Here is a 17,556-nt window from a genome sequence, read left to right on the forward strand (position 1 = left end):
GGGCCGGTTAGCGTGACCCGGACCACGTCAGCGGCCGGCGGTGCAGCCGGCCCCGCCACCGGGAGCCGCCATGCGCGTGCCCTTGACCACCCGCGACTTCCTCGACCGGGCGGAGCTCGTCTACGGCGACCGGGTCGGCGTCGTCGACGAACCGGCCCAGCCGGCGCCCTCGCTGGGGCGGACCACCCACCGCGAGCTGGCCCGCCGGGCCCGCGCCGTCCAGGCCGGCCTCGACGCGCTCGGGGTGGCCGAGGGCGAGCGGGTGGCGGTGGTCAGCCACAACTCCGCCCGGCTGCTGGAGCTGCTGTACGCCGTCCCCTCCTCGGGGCGGGTGCTCGTGCCGGTCAACTTCCGGCTGCAGACCGAGGAGGTGCGCTACATCATCGACCACTGCGGCGCCGAGGTGCTGCTGGTCGACCCCGAGCTCGCCCCGGCGCTGGACGGCGTCGGCGCACGGCACCGGTTCGTGCTCGGCGAGGACTACGACACCGGGCTGCTGCGCCCGGACACCGAACCGCGTCCCTGGGCCGAGCCCGACGAGGACGCCACCGCCACGATCAACTACACCAGCGGGACGACGGCGCGGCCCAAGGGCGTGCAGCTGACCCACCGCAACGTCTGGCTCAACGCGGTCAGCTTCGGCATGCACATGCAGGTCAGCGACCGCGACGTCTACCTGCACACGCTGCCGATGTTCCACTGCAACGGCTGGGGGCTGCTCTACACGGTGGCCGGGCTGGGCGGCACCCAGGTGGTGCTGCGCAAGGTGGACGGCGCGGAGATCCTCCGCCGGGTCGAGGAGCACGGGGTCACCCTGATGGCCGGTGCCCCGGCGGTCTGGAACGCGGTGCTCGACGCGGCCGCCGAGTGGGACGGTCCGGTGCCGGGACGCGACGGGGTGCGCATCGTCGTCGCGGGCGCGCCGCCGCCGTCCCGGACGATCGCCCGGGTCGAGGAGGAGCTGGGCTGGGAGTTCAACCAGATCTACGGCCTCACCGAGACCTCGCCGCTGCTGACCATCAACCGCCCGCGCGCCGAGTACGACCGGCTGGACGCCGAGGAGCGGGCGCGGGCGCTGTCCCGGGCCGGGGCGCCGGCGCTGGGCACCCGGATCGCCACCAGCGAGTCCGGCGAGGTGCTCGCGCAGGGCAACACCGTGCTGGCCGGCTACTGGGAGAACCCGCAGGCCTCGGCCGACGCGCTCGACGGCGGCTGGTTCCACACCGGCGACGGCGGCACGGTCGACGACGAGGGGGTGCTGACCATCTCCGACCGGAAGAAGGACGTGATCATCACCGGCGGGGAGAACGTCTCCTCGATCGAGGTGGAGGACGCGGTCTTCAGCCACCCGGCGGTCGCCGAGGTCGCGGTGATCGGGGTGCCCGACGACAAGTGGGGCGAGATGGTCACCGCGCTGGTGGTGCTCGCCGAGGGCGCGGACGTCACCGAGGCGGAGATCATCGCCCACTGCCGCACCCGGCTGGCCGGCTACAAGTCACCCAAGCGGGTGGAGTTCCGCCCGGCCATCCCGCGCACCGCGACCGGGAAGGTGCAGAAGTTCAAGCTGCGCGAGGCCTTCCGGGGCACCCAGAGCCACCCGTAGGAGCACCCCGTCGCCCCCGCGCCACGCAGGATCGGCGCGGGCCAAGGCGACGGGGCCGAACCGCGCCGCCGGCGCCTCACCCCGAGGGGTGAGGCGGTCCCGGCTTCCTCAAGGCGTTCACCCGATCCGGTCGATGACCCGGTCGAGAGCACACCCGGACGGGTGTGCCTGGACTGGTCGAGACCGGCGCCGATCCCTGGTGCCGGGCAACGCGAGGAGTCGGGTCAGTGCGCCAGCGGGTCGGAACGCAGCTCAGCACGAGTGGACGACGGGTGTCACGCACCCTCGGGGTCGTCGCGGCGGTGACCGTGTGCCTGCTGGTCGCCCCGGCGCCGGCCTCCGCCGCGCCGGCCGACCCGGGCGACGCCCGGATCAGCGCCGCCGAACGTGCGCGGCAGGACGCCGCGTCGGAGATGGGCGCGATCACCGCGCAGCTCGCCCGTGCCGAGTCCGACGCGGCGGCCGCCTCCGCGGCCGCGCAGATCGCGCTGCAGGACTACGAGGAGGCCCAGGCCGCCTACGAGCAGGCGCGGGCCGACGCCGACGCCGCCGCGGCCGAGGCGGCGCGGGCCGTCGCCGCACTCCGGCAGGGTGAGGCCGAGGTCGCCGCGTTCGCCCGGGCGAGCTACATCCAGGGCAGCACCGCCTCCGGCACGATGGCGCTGCTGTCCGCCGGCGGGCCGGCCCAGCTGCTCGAGCGCGCCGCGCTGCTCGACGCGGTCGGGGAGCACCGCACCGACGTCGTCGCCCAGCTCACCGTGCTGCAGGAGCAGTCCGTCGCGGCCGACGCCGCCGCGCAGCAGGCGCTCGCCGCGGCCGACGGGCTGCAGCAGCAGGCCGCCACCCTGCTCGCCACCGCGCAGCAGCAGGAGATCGCCGCCCGGGCGCAGGCCGATGCCCTCACCGACCAGCAGGCCGCCGTCGAGCAGCAGCTCAGCGCGGCCCAGCAGACGCTCACCGGGCTGCAGGACGCCCGGGCCGCGGCCCAGGCGTACGCCGAGCAGCAGCGGGCCGCCGCGGCCCGCGCGGCCGCGGTTGCACCGCCGCGCAGCTCCTCGACCTCGAGCTCGTCCGCCGGCGGTCCGTCCGCGGGAGCCGGCTCGTCGTCCAGCGGCTCGTCGTCCAGTGGTTCGGCGTCCAGTGGTTCGTCGTCGGGTCGCCCGTCGACCGGGGGCTCCTCGTCCGGGAGCGGTTCGTCCTCCGGCGGCAGCTCCGGCGGCGGTGGCACCGCGCCGGTCGGCGGGACGACGGCGGGTGCGCCGTCCGGCTCGGCGGTGCAGACCGCGATCTCCGCGGCCCGCGGCCAGCTCGGCGTCGCCTACTCATGGGGTGGTGGCGGCAGCAGCGGCCCGAGCTACGGCATCCCGCCGGACGCCGGCGTCTGGGGCTTCGACTGCTCGGGGCTGACCGAGTACGCCTACGCGCAGGCCGGCATCCGGATCGGCGGCACCAGCCGGGAGCAGTACAACCGGTTCAGCGGCAACCGGGTCGCGGTGGGCGACCTGCAGCCGGGCGACCTGCTGTTCTGGGACGACGGCCGGGCCAACCCGACGTCGGAGGCGATCGTGCACGTGGCGCTGTACATCGGCGGCGGCCAGATGGTCGAGGCGCCGGACCGCGGGCAGACGGTGCGGATCTCCTCGGCGCGCACGTCGAGCTCGACCTACTTCGGCGCGGTGCGGCCGACCGGCTGAGCGGGGCCGGGAACGGGGAACTGGGCCGTCGCCCGGACGCAGAAGGGCGTCGGGCAGCCACGGGGGGAGCTGCCCGACGCGACGTTGAATCTAGCAGCCCGGGAGCGCCGGGGCAGGCTCTCCGTTCCGGTGGGTGGACCGACCGGCGCGCCGCGCCGGCGACCGGGTCACCCGGTCGCCACCGGTGTGCGCCGGGGCCTCGCACAGCTGGTTGTAGGAGACTGGCCGGGTGACCGCCGCCAGCAGCGCGCCTGCCCAGCAGCAGCCCACCCCGCCCTCCGTCGACGCCGCCCAGCTCGAGCGGGCGCTCTTCGAGATCAAGCGCGTCATCGTCGGCCAGGACCGCCTGGTCGAGCGGATGCTGGTCGGGCTCCTGGCCCGCGGGCACGTGCTCCTCGAGGGCGTTCCCGGGGTGGCGAAGACCCTGGCGGTGGAGACGCTGGCCACCGTGGTCGGCGGGCGCTTCGCGCGCCTGCAGTTCACCCCCGACCTGGTGCCGGCCGACATCATCGGCACCCGGATCTACAAGTCCGGGCAGGACTCCTTCGACACCGAGCTGGGCCCGGTGTTCGCCAACTTCGTGCTCGCCGACGAGATCAACCGGGCGCCGGCCAAGGTGCAGTCGGCGCTGCTGGAGGTGATGGCCGAGCGGCAGGTGTCCATCGGCGGGGTCACCCACAAGCTGCCCAATCCGTTCCTCGTGCTGGCCACCCAGAACCCGATCGAGAACGAGGGCGTGTACCCGCTGCCCGAGGCCCAGCGCGACCGCTTCCTACTCAAGGTGCTCGTCGACTACCCGAGCCCGGAGGAGGAGCGGGAGATCATCTACCGGATGGGCTCGGTCCCGCCGGTCGCCGAGCGGGTGCTCGACCCCGACGACGTCCGGCGGCTGCAGAAGACCGCCTCGGAGGTGTTCGTCCACCACGCGCTGGTCGACTACGTCGTCCGGCTGGTGGTGGCCACCCGCGCGCCGCGCGAGCACGGCATGCCCGACGTCGCCGGCTGGGTCTCCTACGGCGCCAGCCCCCGCGCCTCGCTGGGGCTGATCGGCGCGAGCCGGGCCCTGGCGCTGATCCGCGGCCGCGACTACGTGCTGCCGCAGGACGTCCTCGACGTCACCGGCGACGTGCTGCGCCACCGGCTGGTGCTCTCCTACGACGCGCTCGCCGACGGCGTGCCGGCCGACCACGTGGTGCGGCGGATCGTGGAGAGCGTGCCGCTGCCGCAGGTCACCCCCCGGCAGCGCACCGGCGGCTTCGGCCCGGGCGTGCCCGGCGGCCCGATGGTGCCCGGCTTCGGCCCGGGCGGTCCCCAGCAGGGCCCGCCGCCCGGCTGGGGCCAGCCCCAGCCCCAGCCCCATCCCCAGTCCCAGCAGCAGCCCGGCCTGCAGGGTTGGGGCCAGCCGGGTCAGCAGCCGTGGGGTCAGCCGCCGGCGCCCAACGGCCACCCCGGTCCCGGCCAGCAGGGTCCCGGCCACCCCGGTCCCGGCCAGCAGGGCACGGGTTCGACCGCGGCGCAGGGTGAGCGGCCCGACGGCGCCGGGCCGCAGCGCGGGTGACCGGCGTCCCGGCGCCGCAGCCGGACAGCGGCGCTCCGCCGCACTTCGGCAGCGGCAACTCCGAGGTGCTGCTGCGCCGGCTGGAGCTCACCGTGCGCCGGCGGCTCGACGGCCTGCTGCAGGGTGACCACCTGGGCCTGGTGCCCGGCTCGGGCAGCGAGGCGGGGGACTCCCGCAGCTACCACCCCGGCGACGACGTCCGGCGGATGGACTGGCCGGTCACCGCCCGCACCCAGGTGCCGCACGTGCGGGAGACGATCGCCGACCGCGAGCTGGAGACCTGGGCGGTGGTCGACCTCTCGGCGAGCCTGGACTTCGGCACCGGGCAGTGCGAGAAGCGTGACCTGGCGATCGCCGCGCTGTCGGCGGTCAGCCACCTGACGGTGCGCGGGGGCAACCGGCTGGGCGCGATCGTGACGACGGGGGAGCGGGTCGACCGCTACCCGGCGGCGCCGGGGCGGCTGGCCGCCGACCGGCTGCTGCGCTCGGTGGTGGCCACCCCGCGGGCGGCCGGTGGGCGCCGCGGCGACCTGGCGGCCGCGCTCGAGCTGCTGCGCCGGCCGCAGCGCCGCCGCGGGCTGGTCGTGGTGATCTCGGACTTCCTCGGCTCCGATGCGCACGGGCCGGCCGACTGGGAGCGGCCGCTGCGCGGGCTGTCCGCCCGGCACGAGCTGCTCGCCGTCGAGGTCGTCGACCCGCGGGAGCTGGAGCTGACCGACGTGGGGCTGCTCACCGTCGTCGACCCGGAGAGCGGGCGCACCCTGGAGGTGCCCACCGGCGACGCGGCGTTCCGCCGTCGCTTCGCCGAGGGCGCGGCCGCCCAGCGCGCGGAGATCGCCGCCGGGCTGCGCCGGACGGGGGCGGCGCACCTACGGCTGCGCACCGACCGCGACTGGCTGGCCGACGTCGTGAGGTTCGTGGCCGACCGCCGGCGCGCCGGCTCCGGAGGTGCATCCCGATGACCCTGCAGTCGCCCTGGTGGCTGCTCGCGCTGCTCGCCGTGCTCGCCGTCGTCGGCCTGTACGTGGTGCTGCAGTTGCGCCGGGCGCGGTACGCCGCCCGGTTCACCAACGTGGCGCTGCTCGGCTCGCTGGTGCCCAAGCGGCCCGGGTGGCGGCGGCACGTCGCGTTCGGGCTGGTCGCCCTGGGCCTCGGGGTGCTCGTGTTCTCCCTCGCCCAGCCCAGCACGGAGGTGCGGGTGCCGCGGGAGCGGGCGACGGTGGTGATGGCGGTCGACGTGTCGCTGTCGATGCGCGCCACCGACGTCGAACCCGACCGGTTCCAGGCGATGCAGGCGGCGGCCAAGGAGTTCGTCGACGTGCTGCCGGAGCGGATCAACCTCGGCCTGGTCGCCTTCGCCGGCACCGCGAGCACGCTGGTCACCCCGACCACCGACCGCTCGGCGGTGCGGACGGCGATCGACAACCTGGAGCTCGCCGAGGCGACCGCGATCGGCGACGCGGTGTTCACGTCGCTGACCGCGATCAGCAACTACCAGGCGTCGCTGGAGTCCGAGGGCGTGTCGGTGCCGCCGGCCCGGATCGTGCTGCTCTCCGACGGCTACAGCACGATGGGCCGTGACGAGACCCAGGCCATCGACGCGGCCAACGCTGCCGAGGTGCCGGTGTCCACGATCGCCTTCGGCACCGACTACGGCACGCTCGACCTCAACGGCGAGGTGGTGCCGGTGCCGGTCGACCGCGCGACCCTGGAGCAGATCGCCGAGGAGACCGGCGGCAGCTACAGCCAGGCGGCCAGCGCGGCCGAGCTGGAGGAGGTCTACGAGGACCTGGGCAGCCAGATCGGCTACACCACCGAGCTGCAGGACATCAGCCCGTGGTTCGTCCGCGGCGGCCTGCTGTTCGCCTTCCTCGGCGTCGTGGGCTCGCTGCTCTGGACCAACCGCCTGCTCTGAGGCCGCACCCACCCCGCGAGGCACAGGAAGCTCTGCACCCGGTTTCGGCGCCGAAACCCCGGGTGCAGAGCTTCCTGTGCCCGGGGGATCAGCGGGTGGGGGCGAGGAGGACCCGGTCCCGGTGGCCGAGGTCGCGACGTCCGCTGTGCGGGTCACGCGGGTGCGTCATCGCCGGGTGGGACGGCGTCGCGGGCACCGGTGCGGGCAGGCCGGCGTCCCCGGCCCGGGAGCGGAGGTGGACGCCGGCGATCATGCAGCGCACGGAGCCGCCGGCAAGCTCGATGGTCGGCACGGCAGTGGGCAGGAGCTGGGTCGTCGCCTCGATCCGCCGGCGTTGTGCGGGGGTCAGGCTGGCGGCGGCCCGGGCCGAGAGCGCGAGCACCGGCCCGTCCCGGCCGGACAGCTCGATGGCGTTGCCGGCGAACTCGTGGACCTGGTGCTCGGAGAGCGCGAAGACCTCCCGGCCGGTCGCGCGCAGCCGGTCGGCCACCCGGGCACGGTCGGTGGGCGTGGTGATCATGTCGAGTCCGACGAGTGCCACCGCCGTGCCGACGGCCATCATCACGTTGGTGTGGTAGACCGCTCGGCCTGCGGCGTCCGCCGCGTCGAAGAGCAGTGGCTCGTAGCCGAACGATGCGCAGAACCGCTCCAGCGCCCGGGGGTGCGCACGGCGGGACCGGGCGACGTAGGCGACCCGTTCCCGGTGGTCGAGCACCATGGCGCCGGTGCCCTCGAGGAACATCCCGTCCCGTTCCAGGCCGGAGAGGTCCACGACCTGGTCGACGTGGTACTGCTCCCGGAGCAGCTCCACGACGTCGGCCCGGCGTTCGCCGCGCCGGTTGACGGCGAACATCGGGTAGAGCGCCACCCGTCCGTCGGCGTGGGTCGTCAGCCAGTTGTTCGGGAAGACGCTGTCCGGGCGTTCGTGCTCGTGATCGTCGAACAGGTGCACGACTACGCCGGCTGCGGCCAGGGTGTCGGCCAGCGCGGTCACCTCGTCGCGGGCCCGGGCGGCCACCGCCTCGGGACCCGACGCGGGCAGGGCCTGGAAGGCGTTGTCGACCCGGGTCAGCTCGTTGGGCCGGAACCGGTGCGGGCGGACCAGCACGACGGCGTGCGGGGCGTGCTCGGACATCGGCGTCGGCTCCGGTCGGCAGCGGGAGGTGACCCCGTGGAGACCTTCGACCCTTCGGATCGTCGGCTGCCACGGGCTGCTCGGCACCCTCACCGCAGCGAACGCGGGGAACGACCCACTGGATCAACGAGCGAGAGCGTTCCGAACGTAACCCAGGACCAGAGGTGTGGTGGCGATCCACCGGCGCATCTGCGGGTCGGTCCTCGCGCCGTTCCAGAGCGCGACTGGCCGTGGCTTCTCCGTGGTGCCGAGCCCCGGAGCCCGCGCCCGTCAGCGGGTGGGGTCGAGGACCAGCTTGCCGGTGGTGCGGCGGGCGAGCAGGTCCTGGTGCGCCTCGCGGACGGCGCCGAGCGGGTAGCGGCCGCCGCTGACCGGGCGCAGCGTGCCGGCGGCGACCAGCGCCAGCAGGTCGGTGATCGCCTCGTCGAGCATCTCCGGACGGCGGAAGCAGTGCGCCAGCCAGAAGCCGGCGACCGCGCGGCTGGTGAGCATGAGCGACTGCGGGTTCACCGGCTTCGGCGGCACCCGGCCCGCCGTGCCGTAGGCGGCGAGCCGGCCGAAGGGGGTGAGTGCGGAGAGGGCGCCCTCGAAGACGTTGCCGCCGGTCATCTCCAGGACGATGTCGACCCGCTGCCCACCGTTGGCCTCGCGCAGGGCGGCGGTGAAGGTCTTCGGGTCGTCCTCGGCCAGCGCCGGGTCGACGGTGGCGTCGGCGCCGAGGGACTCGGCGAGCGCCCGCTTCTCCGCGCTGGAGGCGGTCGCGATCACCCGGCCGGCGCCCCAGTGCTTGGCCAGCTGGATCGCCAGCGTGCCCACGCCGCCGGCGCCGGCGACCACCACCACGGACTCACCGGGGGAGAGGTGGGTGGAGGTGCGCAGCAGGTGCCAGGCGGTGGCGCCCTGCAGGACGACGGCGAGCGCCTGCTCGTCGGTGACCTCGTCGGGCACCGGCCAGGTGAGCCGCGGGTTGGCCGCGACCCGCTCGGCGTACCCGCCGCCGGCCAGCAGTCCGACCACGCGCTGGCCGCCGCCGGCCGGGGTGCCGACGAACTCCGCACCCGGGATGAGTGGCAGCTCCTGCGGGGCGAGGTAGCTGTTCTCCGTCTGGTGGGTGTCGGCGTAGTTCACCCCGGACGAGGAGACCTCGTACAGCTGCTCGCCGTCCCCGGGGACGGGGTCGGGCAGGTCGACGACGTCGAGGACCTCGGGGCCACCGAACTCGGTGATCTGGACGGCACGCATGACCGTGAGGCTAGAGCTGTCCTCGGGGTGGCGCGTCGGTGCTGCATGCCGGCACCTGCCCGCCCGCCTGCCTGCACCGCCGGGGCGCGCTGATCCTGCCGCGGGTCGTCGTGGCCGCCAGCGCAACCGTCGGCTGAGGGGACGGCGGGGCAGCCGGGCGGGCACCGCCGTTCGAGGGTGCCCGGCAGCGCGGCCGGACCGGTCGGCGGACGGGGGCCAGCGCGGATCAGCCGGCGGTGCGGCGGGCCCGATGGGCGGCCATGTGCTCCCGGTTCGCGCAGCTGCTGTCGCAGAACCTGCGGCTGGCGTTCTTGGTGAGGTCGACGAGCGCGTCGTCGCAGCCGCGGGCCGCGCAGCGGCGCAGCCGGTCGAGTGCGTCGGCGCGGACCACGTCGGCCAGGGCCATCGCCGCCTCCACGCCCATCCGGTCGGCCAGCGAGGCGGTCGGCTCGGTGGCGTGCACGTGGTAGCCCCAGCCGTCGTGCCGGACCAGCTGCGGCAGCGCCTGCCCCTCCCGGAGCAGCCGGTTCACCACGGTGACCACGCCGTCCTCGTCGGCGGTCCAGATCCGGGCGAGCACCGTGCGCAGCTGGTGCACCTCGGCCAGCTCGGCGGCGTCGCCGGCGCGGCTGCCGGTGAACTGCCAGGTGTCCAGGAAGGCCGCCAGGGCCGTGGGGTCGGGCAGCCGCTCCGCGCCGTCCGCCGCGGTGTTGACCAGTGCGGTCGCGGCGGCCAGCGCGATCTCGGTGTCATGGGCGAAGAGCATGCGGGCCCTCCCTCCGCGGGTGTCCGGTCGTCAGGAGCTTATGCCCGTTGACCCCTGACTCTCTGCTAGCGTCCCGGATGTCAGGAGCGTCCCTCCGTTGACTCCTGACATGGGGGCTGCCGTGCTCGACCGCCGGACCGGACTGCTCGGCCTGCTGCTGGCGGTGCTCTCCGCCGCCGCCTTCGGCACGGCCGGGGTCTTCGCCGCCGGCCTGCTGGACGCCGGCTGGAGCGCCGGGTCCGCCGTCATCGTGCGCGTCGGCCTGGGTGCTCTCGTGCTGACCGTCCCCGCCGTCCTCCAGCTGCGCGGGCGGTGGCACCTGCTGCGGTCCAACGCCGGCGCCGTCCTGGCCTTCGGCGCGCTCGCCGTCGCGCTGCCCCAGCTCGCCTACTTCTCCGCGGTCGCCCGGCTCTCGGTCGGGGTGGCGCTGCTGCTGGAGTACTCCGCCGTCCTGCTCGTGGTGCTGTGGACCTGGGCGCGGCTCGGCCAGCGGCCCAGCGCGGTCACCACCGCCGGGGTGGTCGTCGCGATCACCGGCCTGGTGCTGGTGCTCGACGTGGCCCGGGGTGCCCAGCTCGACCCGATCGGGATCGTCTGGGGGCTGGTGGCCGCGCTGGGCCTGGCCTCCTACTTCATCCTCTCCGCCCGGACCGAGGGCGCCCTCCCACCGCTGGTCAGCGCATGGGCGGGGCTGGGCGTCGGCGCGCTGCTGCTCGGCGCGGCCGCGCTCGTCGGTGTCGTCCCATGGCGGACGACGGTGTCCGACGTCGAGTTCGCCGGGAGGTCGACCAGCTGGCTGGTGCCGGTCCTGGGCCTGTCGCTGATCGCGGCGGCGATCGCCTACGGCACCGGCATCGCCGCCGTCCGCCTCCTGGGCTCGCGGCTCAGCTCCTTGGTGGGGCTCAGCGAGGTGCTGTTCGCGGTGGTGGCCGCCTGGCTGGCGCTGGGGCAACGCCCGGGACCGGTGCAGCTCGTCGGAGGCATCGTCGTCCTGGCCGGGATCGTGCTCGTCCGGCTGGGCGAACGGCCGGCCGAGGAGCCGGCCGACGTCGTCGACCCGGGGCCGGTCGTCGCTCCGGGCCACCCGGTCGCGGTCGAACCGGCCGACCCGTGACGTCGGTGCAGTAGCCCCCCTGCTCGCACGACGGGCCCCGCGTCGGTGAGTGCCCGGATCCGTGGTGTCGTCGACGGCGTGCGGGGTCGGCGGTGGGACGCTTCCGAGCGGTCGTCGGGATGGCGGCCGGTCATGACCGGAGCTCGATGGCGATGGCGTCCTCGTTCGGCACGGGAGACCTCTCCCCGCAGGCTGCCCTGGTCGGCGCCAACCTGCACGTCTCCGTCGGCGGCGAGCAGCGGCGCCACGTCGACCTGGACGCCGCGGCCACCACGCCGGCCTCGGCGGGCGTCGTCCGTGCCGTGCAGGACTTCCTGCCGTGGTACTCCAGCGTCCACCGGGGAGCCGGCGCGAAGTCGCAGTACACCAGCGCCCGGTACGAGCGGGCCCGCGAGAGCCTCGTCCGGTTCGTGGGGGCCGATCCGGCGACGCACGTGGCCCTCTTCCCCGGCAACACCACCGAGGGCCTCAACCTGATCGCCTTCCGGCTGGGGCTGACCCGGGACGACGTCGTCGTCACCACCGCGGTCGAGCACCATGCCAACCTGCTGCCCTGGCGGCGTCATGCGCGGGTGCGGATCGTCGACGTCGACCGGTCCGGGACCTTCGACGTCGACGCCGTGGTCGCCGCTCTCGACGAGCGGCCCACGCCGCGGGTGCTGGCGGTGTCCGGGGCGTCCAACGTCACCGGCTGGATGCCCGACCTGGCCGGGATCGCCGCGGCGGCCCGCGCCCGCGGGGTGCTGGTGGTGGTCGACGGCGCGCAACTGGTGCCGCACCGGCCGGTGGACATGGCTGCGCTCGGGATCGACGCGCTCGCGTGGTCCGGCCACAGGATGTTCGCGCCCTTCGGCGCGGGCGGACTGGTCGTCGACCGTCGGCTGCTCGCCGACGGCGAACCCTTCCTCGTCGGGGGAGGGGCGGTGAAGGCGGTCTCGCACGAGGAGGTCATCTGGGCCGACACCCCCGACCGGGACGACGCGGGCACGCCCAACGTCGTCGGCGTCGTGGCCCTCGCCGCCGCCGCGGAGGAGCTGCTCGCCGCGGCGGGGCGGAACCGGCTCCACGAGGACCTGCTCGTCCGGGCGCTGGACGACGAGCTCGCCACCGCTCCCGGCCTGCGTCGCCTGGGTCCCACCTCCGGCGACCGCCTCCCGGTGGCCGCCTTCGTCATCGACGGGATGCCCCACGGGGAGGTCGCGGAGCGGCTGGCCCGGGAGCACGGCATCGGCGTCCGCAGCGGGTGCTTCTGCGCCCACCCCCACCTCGGCCGGCTGCTCGGACTCACCGCGGACGAGGTCGCGCAGTTCCACGACGACGTCCGGGCGAACCGGGCCGACCGGGTGCCCGGCGCCGTGCGCGCGAGCTGCAGCTCGGCCACCCCACTGGCAGACGTGGCCGCGCTGGGAGAAGCCCTGCGCGCCCTCACCGCGCACCCGGGGGACCAGGTCCGGCGCCGCCCCGCGGCGACGGCCGGCCAGCTGCGCTGAGCGCAGCCGGACCGGGCATCGGCGGGCGCGCGGCCGGCTCAGCGGGTCAGGGCCGCCTCGAGTGCCCGGGCGTCGGCGTCGGACAACCGCACGCCGATCTCCTCCCGCAGCGCCGTCACCGCCTGCGCCGGGGACAGCTGCTCCTCCTCGGCACTGCCGTCCGGCCGCTCCACCCGCCGGGTGACCCCGCGCAGCCGGACGAACGAGTCGTCGTCCTTGCGGATGGCCACCAGCTGCCCGACGAAGGGTGAGGACGGGTGGGTCGCGGTGAAGTGGTTGGCCATCAGCACGTCCGAGGCGTGCACCGGCTCGTCGACCAGGCTGTACAGGCTGGTGGCCCGGTCCCCGGTCTGCTGTTCGACCTGCCAGGTGTTCTCCGGCCCGCCGGCCATCCGGTACCGCCACCCGCCCTGCCGGTGCCAGCCGGCGTCCCCCCAGCGCAGTGGTTCGAGCAGGGCGTTGCCGAACCCGACGTCGGCCAGCCAGTCCCCGTCGTCGCCGCGCACGTGCAGGGCCATGTGGGTGCGGGGGCGGGGGCGGAACTGGTTCCCGCCGACGCGCGCCAGCAGTCGCTGCACCCGGAAGCCGGCCTCCTCGAGGACGGCGGCGAAGAGGGTGGCGTGCTCGTAGCAGTAGCCGCCCCGGCCACCGCCCACGAGCTTCGCCTGGACGCCGGCGAGGTCGACCGCGGGCGAGCGGCCCAGAACGACGTCGACGTTCTCGAAGGCGATGGTGGCCACGTGCGCGCGGTGCAGGGCGTGCAGCGTCGCACCGGTCGCCGCGACCGGACCCGCGTGCCCGATCCGTGCCAGGTAGGCGGCCAGCTGCAGCTCGCCGGTGGCCCACTCCGGCTGCCGGATCGGTCGGCCTGCGTCGGACATCGGCTGGTCCTGCCCTCCTGGCCCGGCGGGCCGGCTGCTCCCGGTGTCGCGCCGGTGCCGCGTGGGTCCCGGGGCACGGCCCGCCGGCACGCGGGGGGTCACTGCCGGCCCGCGACGGGGATGCCTCATGATGGCAGCATCCTGTCGCGCGCCGCGTCCCGTGGCGCCCCGCTCCGGAGGTAGCGCTCTCATGGAGGGACCGGCGCGCGTGGCCACGGGCAAAGCCGGCCGGGCCGCCGCCGCGGAGCTGCCGGCGGCTGTCGAGCGGGCTCGGGGGGCCGGCGTGCCCGACCGCGTGCCGCTGCTCCGGTGTCCCGGTGCGCGCCCGGGAGACCGGTTGCCGGGGCTCCCGGGCCTGCTCGCTGATCAGCGCTCCCGTCCACGACGAGGACGGCCGACGACCGCACCTCACGAAGGGGCGCGGCCGTGACCGGCCCGACCCGGACCCCGGCGGAGTACGCCGAGGCCTACGCGTCCTGGCAGGGCGACAGCGCCGTCCCGGCGGCTGCCACGACCCGGCTCTCGCTCCAGCTGGAGTCGCTGCGCGGCCTGAGCCTGGTGCGCCGGCAGGTGCACCAGTTCCTGCTCTCGTCGCTGGGCATCGGCCGGGACGACGACGTGCCCCCGGTCGTGGAGGACGCCGTGGAGCGGGCTGTCCTGGTGATCGACGAGCTCACCTCGAACGCGCTGCGCCACGGCGCATCACCCTCGAGCCTGCACGTCGGTGACGACGAGGGCCGGTGGATCGTCGTCGTCACCGACGGCGCCCCCGGACGCGCACCCACCCCGGCCAGGGAGCGCGCCGCCGGGGAGGGCGGCTACGGGCTCTACGTGATCGCCGACCTCACCGCCGCACACGGCGTGCACTACGAGCCCGACCGCAAGCTCGTCTGGGCCTGCCTGGTCAAGCCCGGCTGATCGCCACGGCTGGTCCTCGATGACGTCCAGCCCCTGCTCCCGCAGCCGCGCCAGCCTCTCCAGCATCGCCGCCAGCATCGCCGCCAGCGTCGCCGGGTCGTGCCCGGTCCAGTCGTCCACCTCGCCGACGACGCGCAGCGGATCGCGGGTGCGGTAGGACTGCGTCGGGTTCCGGGGGAACCGCTCGTCGGTCACGTTCGGGTCGTCCTCGAAGGGACCCAGGGGCTCCACGACGGAGATGCGCCCCCGCTCGCCGTTCCCGGCCAACGCCGTCGCCAGCTCCGCTCCCCAGGCGGCGGGGTCGAGGAGCGCGGTGGAGTACACGTGGTTCGACACCCGGCCCGCCTGGAAGTCGGACCCCCAGCCGGGGACCAGCTCGGCGCCGACGTCGAGCGCCGCCTTCGTCCCGTGGGAGAAGGGGCCCTCGACGTGCCCGCAGCTCTCGTGGGTCACGGCGACGCGGTCGCCGCTGGTCTCGTCCATGGCCGGCTCCTGTCCAGACGTCGGGGAAGCCCACTCTGCTCCCGCCCCGTTCCAGGAGGGCCACAGCACGCGCTGCGGTCGCGGGCCCCGGACTGCCCTCACCGATCCGTAGCCTGGCGGCGTGCACCTCAGGAGCCGGGACCGCAGGCCGCGGTTCGCCCGCCTGCCCGACCGGGCGCGGAAGGCGATCTCCGGCTCCGGTCCGCCGACGCAGCCCTTCGCGCTGCGCGCCCGCCCGAGCCCGGTCGATGCGACCACCGCACGGGCGGTACTCGGTCTGGCCCTCCGCATCGGGGAGTCGATGATGGCGGTCGGGGCCTCGGCGGCCGATGCGACCGCCTCGGTGCTGCGGGTCGCGGCGGCCTACGGGATGAGCGACTGCCACGTCGACATCACGTTCACGTCCCTGACGGTCAGCTACGACCCCGACGACGTCCCGCCGCTCATGCTGATGCGCATCGTGCGCCCGCGCGGGTTGGACTACACCCGGCTCCAGGGGATCACCGACCTGGCCGCGGCGATCAGGGCAGCGGGCCTGGACCTGGAGGACGCGCACCGCCAGCTGGACGACGTGCTGTCCGCGCCGCACCCCTACCGCCGGCCGATCCACGCCCTCGGCTGGTCGGGCGTGGCCGGCTGCGTCGCCTTCGTGCTCGGTGGTGGCTGGCTGGTGGCGCTGGTCGCGGCGCTCACCACGGCTGTCGTCGAGCTGACGATCCGGGCGCTCGACCGGCGCGGGCTCCCGTCGTTCTTCCAGCAGGCAGCCGGTGCCGCGGTGGCCACCGGGACGGCCGTCCTGCTCGTCGTCTGGGACGTCGACGTCCGCACCTCGATGGTCGTCGCCGCCGGGATCGTGGTGCTCCTGGCCGGCCTGTCCTTCGTGGGCGCGGCCGAGGACGCGATCAGCGGCTTCCCGGTCACCGCCGCGGCGCGGGCCTTCGAGGTGCTGACCTTGACGACGGGCATCGTCGTCGGCATCGCCGCCGTGCTGGACGTGGCGCAGCGGGCGCAGGTCCCGCTGCGCGTGATCGACCCGTCGACGTACACGGCGCCGTTCGCCGTGACGCTGGTCGCGGCGGCGGGGATGGCCGGGTTCTGGGCGCTGGCCTCGCACGCCCGCCCGCACGCCATCGGGGTGGCGACGGTGGCCGGCGCGCTGGCGTGGACGACGGCGTCGGTGGCCGGGGCGCTCGGTGCCGGCGCGGCGGTGGCGAGCGCGGCGGCGGCCGTGGTCGTCGGCTTCTGCGGCGAGTCGCTGACCGATCGGCTGCGGATCCCGCCCCTGCTGGTCGCGGTCTGCGGCATCGTCCCGCTGCTGCCGGGCCTGACCATCTACCGGGGCCTCTTCGCGATCGTCGTGGAGGCGGACGTGTCGCGCGGGGTGAACCTGCTCGTGGGGGCCGCGGCGATCGGCCTGGCGCTCGCCGCCGGCGTGGTGCTGGGCAGGTACTTCGGCCGGCCGCTGGGCGGCCGGGGTGACCGGTTCGACCGCCGGGTGCGGCGCCGGGCGACCAAGCCCAGCTGAGGTCGGCCCCGAGGGGCGGTGAGCAGCGCGGCTGGACCGACATCCGGCGGATGGAGACCGGCGGCCTGACCCGCCGTCGCCGGTCAGGCCGGCGGGCGCGCCCGGGCGGCGAGCAGCTGCTCGCGCAGGACGTCCGCGTGCCCGGCGTGCTGGGCGAGCTCGCCGAGCACCTGCAGGTACAGCGCCCAGACCGGGCGGGTGTCCCGGCCGGTCACCTCGTCGTCGAGGGCGAGCCCGGCCATGGTCTGCCGGGACTCGGCGTACCGGTGCTCATGGGCCGCCCGCACCGGCGCGATCGTGGCGTCCCTGCGGAGCACGAACGACCAGTCGGGGCTGCTGGCCACCCCGAGCTCCCGGGTCGACGCCCCGGTGACCGCCTGGCCGAACCAGACCGCCTCCACGTAGGTGACGTGCTGGAGCAGACCCAGCAGCGTGGTCTTCGAGGGCACGAGCCGGACCCGGGCCTCCTCCTCGGTCACCCCGTCCAGGCTGTCGTGCATCGCGGTGCGGTGGACGTCCAGCCGTTCGTCGAGGCTGCTGCGCAGGTCGTCGGTCCAGCGGGTCACGGTCCCTCCAGGCGGTTCGGGTGGGCCGAGGATCGCCGCGTGGACCGGCGCCTTGCACGGTCTCGTGCAGATCTGCACGCTCGGCCCGTGACCGCGGACGTCCTCACCGGTGTGGGCCGGCGGCTGCGCGCGCTGCGCCGGGCGCAGGGGCTGACGCTCGCCGCGCTCACCACCGAGACCGGGTTGACGGCGAGCACGCTGTCCCGGCTGGAGCCCGGCCGGGTCCACCCGACGCTCGCGCAGCTGCTGCCGCTGGCCCGGGTGCACGGGCTCCCGCTGGACGACCTGGTGGGCGCCCCACGGACCGGTGACCCCCGGCTCCACCTGGTGCCCACGCAGCGCGCCGGGGTGCAGACGGTGCCGCTGGCCCGACGCCCCGGCGGCGTGCAGGTCTACGAGGTGGTGTTCCCGCCGCTGGGCCGGAAGCCCACCCGCGCGTTGCGGTCGCACCCGGGGCACCAGGTGTTCACCGTCCTGGACGGGGCCGTCCGGTTCGTGCTGGGCGATGCGGAGACCACGCTGGGCCCGGGGGAGACGGCCGAGTTCGACGCGCGGGTCCCGCACTGGATCGGCAGCGCCGACCGCCGGCCGGCCGAGCTGCTCATGCTCTTCGGTCCCCAGGGAGAACGGTCACTCCGGCCCGGGGGCGCCCCGGCCCGCTCCTGA

15 protein-coding genes and 1 pseudogene are annotated in these 17,556 nt (G+C 75.4%); 10 read left to right on the top strand and 6 right to left on the bottom strand.

Annotated features, from left to right (window positions below; translation table 11 throughout):
- Positions 1–70: 70 nt before the first annotated feature.
- The 5 genes from ACI79U_RS01465 to ACI79U_RS01485 all read left to right on the top strand — a co-directional run bounded on the left by ACI79U_RS01465 (position 71) and on the right by ACI79U_RS01485 (position 6,770).
- Positions 71–1,603: an AMP-binding protein gene (locus tag ACI79U_RS01465; protein WP_457064351.1), complete on the top strand. Its 1,533-nt coding sequence runs from the start codon at positions 71–73 to the stop codon at positions 1,601–1,603.
- A 272-nt stretch (positions 1,604–1,875) separates the two neighbouring features.
- Positions 1,876–3,297: a C40 family peptidase gene (locus ACI79U_RS01470; RefSeq protein WP_457064353.1), complete on the top strand. Its 1,422-nt coding sequence runs from the start codon at positions 1,876–1,878 to the stop codon at positions 3,295–3,297.
- A 229-nt stretch (positions 3,298–3,526) separates the two neighbouring features.
- Entirely contained in the window at positions 3,527–4,855 is a 1,329-nt protein-coding gene (locus ACI79U_RS01475) for an AAA family ATPase (RefSeq protein WP_457064355.1), read from the top strand.
- Positions 4,852–5,817, top strand: coding sequence for a DUF58 domain-containing protein (locus ACI79U_RS01480; protein WP_457064357.1), 966 nt, complete (start codon positions 4,852–4,854; stop codon positions 5,815–5,817). The genes ACI79U_RS01475 and ACI79U_RS01480 overlap by 4 nt, the downstream gene beginning before the upstream one ends.
- Complete coding sequence (locus ACI79U_RS01485; RefSeq protein ID WP_457064359.1) at positions 5,814–6,770, top strand: VWA domain-containing protein; 957 nt, start codon at positions 5,814–5,816, stop codon at positions 6,768–6,770. Before ACI79U_RS01480 ends, ACI79U_RS01485 begins: the two co-directional genes overlap by 4 nt.
- An 88-nt stretch (positions 6,771–6,858) precedes the next feature.
- On the opposite strand, the gene ctlX is transcribed toward ACI79U_RS01485, so the two are convergent.
- From ctlX to ACI79U_RS01500, 3 genes are all read right to left on the bottom strand, one after another.
- Positions 6,859–7,905, bottom strand: a complete 1,047-nt coding sequence (gene ctlX / locus ACI79U_RS01490; RefSeq protein WP_457064361.1) for a citrulline utilization hydrolase CtlX — start codon at positions 7,903–7,905, stop codon at positions 6,859–6,861.
- 270 nt (positions 7,906–8,175) lie between these two features.
- Complete coding sequence (locus tag ACI79U_RS01495) at positions 8,176–9,147, bottom strand: quinone oxidoreductase family protein (protein ID WP_457064363.1); 972 nt, start codon at positions 9,145–9,147, stop codon at positions 8,176–8,178.
- Between the two features lie 226 nt (positions 9,148–9,373).
- Complete coding sequence (locus ACI79U_RS01500) at positions 9,374–9,913, bottom strand: CGNR zinc finger domain-containing protein (protein WP_457064365.1); 540 nt, start codon at positions 9,911–9,913, stop codon at positions 9,374–9,376.
- A gap of 109 nt (positions 9,914–10,022) precedes the next feature.
- On the opposite strand from ACI79U_RS01500, the gene ACI79U_RS01505 reads away from it, so the two are divergent.
- Positions 10,023–11,027 carry an EamA family transporter gene (locus ACI79U_RS01505; RefSeq protein WP_457064367.1) on the top strand — a complete coding sequence of 335 codons (1,005 nt, stop codon included), beginning with the start codon at positions 10,023–10,025 and terminating at the stop codon, positions 11,025–11,027.
- 92 nt (positions 11,028–11,119) lie between these two features.
- Complete coding sequence (locus ACI79U_RS01510; RefSeq protein ID WP_457064369.1) at positions 11,120–12,517, top strand: aminotransferase class V-fold PLP-dependent enzyme; 1,398 nt, start codon at positions 11,120–11,122, stop codon at positions 12,515–12,517.
- Between the two features lie 38 nt (positions 12,518–12,555).
- Here ACI79U_RS01510 and ACI79U_RS01515 read toward each other — a convergent pair whose 3' ends face one another.
- Positions 12,556–13,398 (bottom strand): arylamine N-acetyltransferase family protein, encoded by an 843-nt coding sequence (locus ACI79U_RS01515; protein ID WP_457064371.1) that lies wholly within the window; start codon positions 13,396–13,398, stop codon positions 12,556–12,558.
- Positions 13,399–13,824: 426 nt separating this feature from the next.
- Here ACI79U_RS01515 and ACI79U_RS01520 point away from each other — a divergent pair, with 426 nt between their 5' ends.
- The gene (locus tag ACI79U_RS01520) at positions 13,825–14,316 is read left to right on the top strand and encodes an ATP-binding protein (protein ID WP_457064373.1); all 492 of its coding nucleotides are present in this window, start codon (positions 13,825–13,827) and stop codon (positions 14,314–14,316) included.
- Between the two features lie 12 nt (positions 14,317–14,328).
- On the opposite strand, the pseudogene arr reads toward ACI79U_RS01520, so the two are convergent.
- A pseudogene (arr, locus tag ACI79U_RS01525) lies at positions 14,329–14,799 on the bottom strand (NAD(+)--rifampin ADP-ribosyltransferase); the annotation flags it as partial.
- A 121-nt stretch (positions 14,800–14,920) separates the two neighbouring features.
- Here arr and ACI79U_RS01530 point away from each other — a divergent pair.
- Complete coding sequence (locus ACI79U_RS01530; protein WP_457064375.1) at positions 14,921–16,324, top strand: threonine/serine ThrE exporter family protein; 1,404 nt, start codon at positions 14,921–14,923, stop codon at positions 16,322–16,324.
- A gap of 83 nt (positions 16,325–16,407) precedes the next feature.
- Here ACI79U_RS01530 and ACI79U_RS01535 read toward each other — a convergent pair whose 3' ends face one another.
- On the bottom strand, positions 16,408–16,890 hold the full coding sequence (locus ACI79U_RS01535) for a mycothiol transferase (RefSeq protein WP_457064377.1): 483 nt from the start codon (positions 16,888–16,890) through the stop codon (positions 16,408–16,410).
- An 87-nt stretch (positions 16,891–16,977) separates the two neighbouring features.
- Between ACI79U_RS01535 and ACI79U_RS01540 the strand changes: the two genes are divergently transcribed.
- Entirely contained in the window at positions 16,978–17,556 is a 579-nt protein-coding gene (locus ACI79U_RS01540; protein ID WP_457064379.1) for a helix-turn-helix domain-containing protein, read from the top strand.

It is taken from the genome of Modestobacter sp. SYSU DS0904 (genome assembly GCF_054051115.1).

Bases quoted from the DNA above. Each gene is read 5' to 3' on its own strand.
- ACI79U_RS01465 (WP_457064351.1), top strand. From the start codon at position 71: ATGCGCGTGCCCTTGACCACCCGCGACTTCCTCGACCGGGCGGAGCTC.
- ACI79U_RS01485 (WP_457064359.1), top strand. From the start codon at position 5,814: ATGACCCTGCAGTCGCCCTGGTGGCTGCTCGCGCTGCTCGCCGTGCTC.
- ctlX (WP_457064361.1), bottom strand. From the start codon at position 7,905: ATGTCCGAGCACGCCCCGCACGCCGTCGTGCTGGTCCGCCCGCACCGG.
- ACI79U_RS01495 (WP_457064363.1), bottom strand. From the start codon at position 9,147: ATGCGTGCCGTCCAGATCACCGAGTTCGGTGGCCCCGAGGTCCTCGAC.
- ACI79U_RS01500 (WP_457064365.1), bottom strand. From the start codon at position 9,913: ATGCTCTTCGCCCATGACACCGAGATCGCGCTGGCCGCCGCGACCGCA.
- ACI79U_RS01505 (WP_457064367.1), top strand. From the start codon at position 10,023: ATGGGGGCTGCCGTGCTCGACCGCCGGACCGGACTGCTCGGCCTGCTG.
- ACI79U_RS01515 (WP_457064371.1), bottom strand. From the start codon at position 13,398: ATGTCCGACGCAGGCCGACCGATCCGGCAGCCGGAGTGGGCCACCGGC.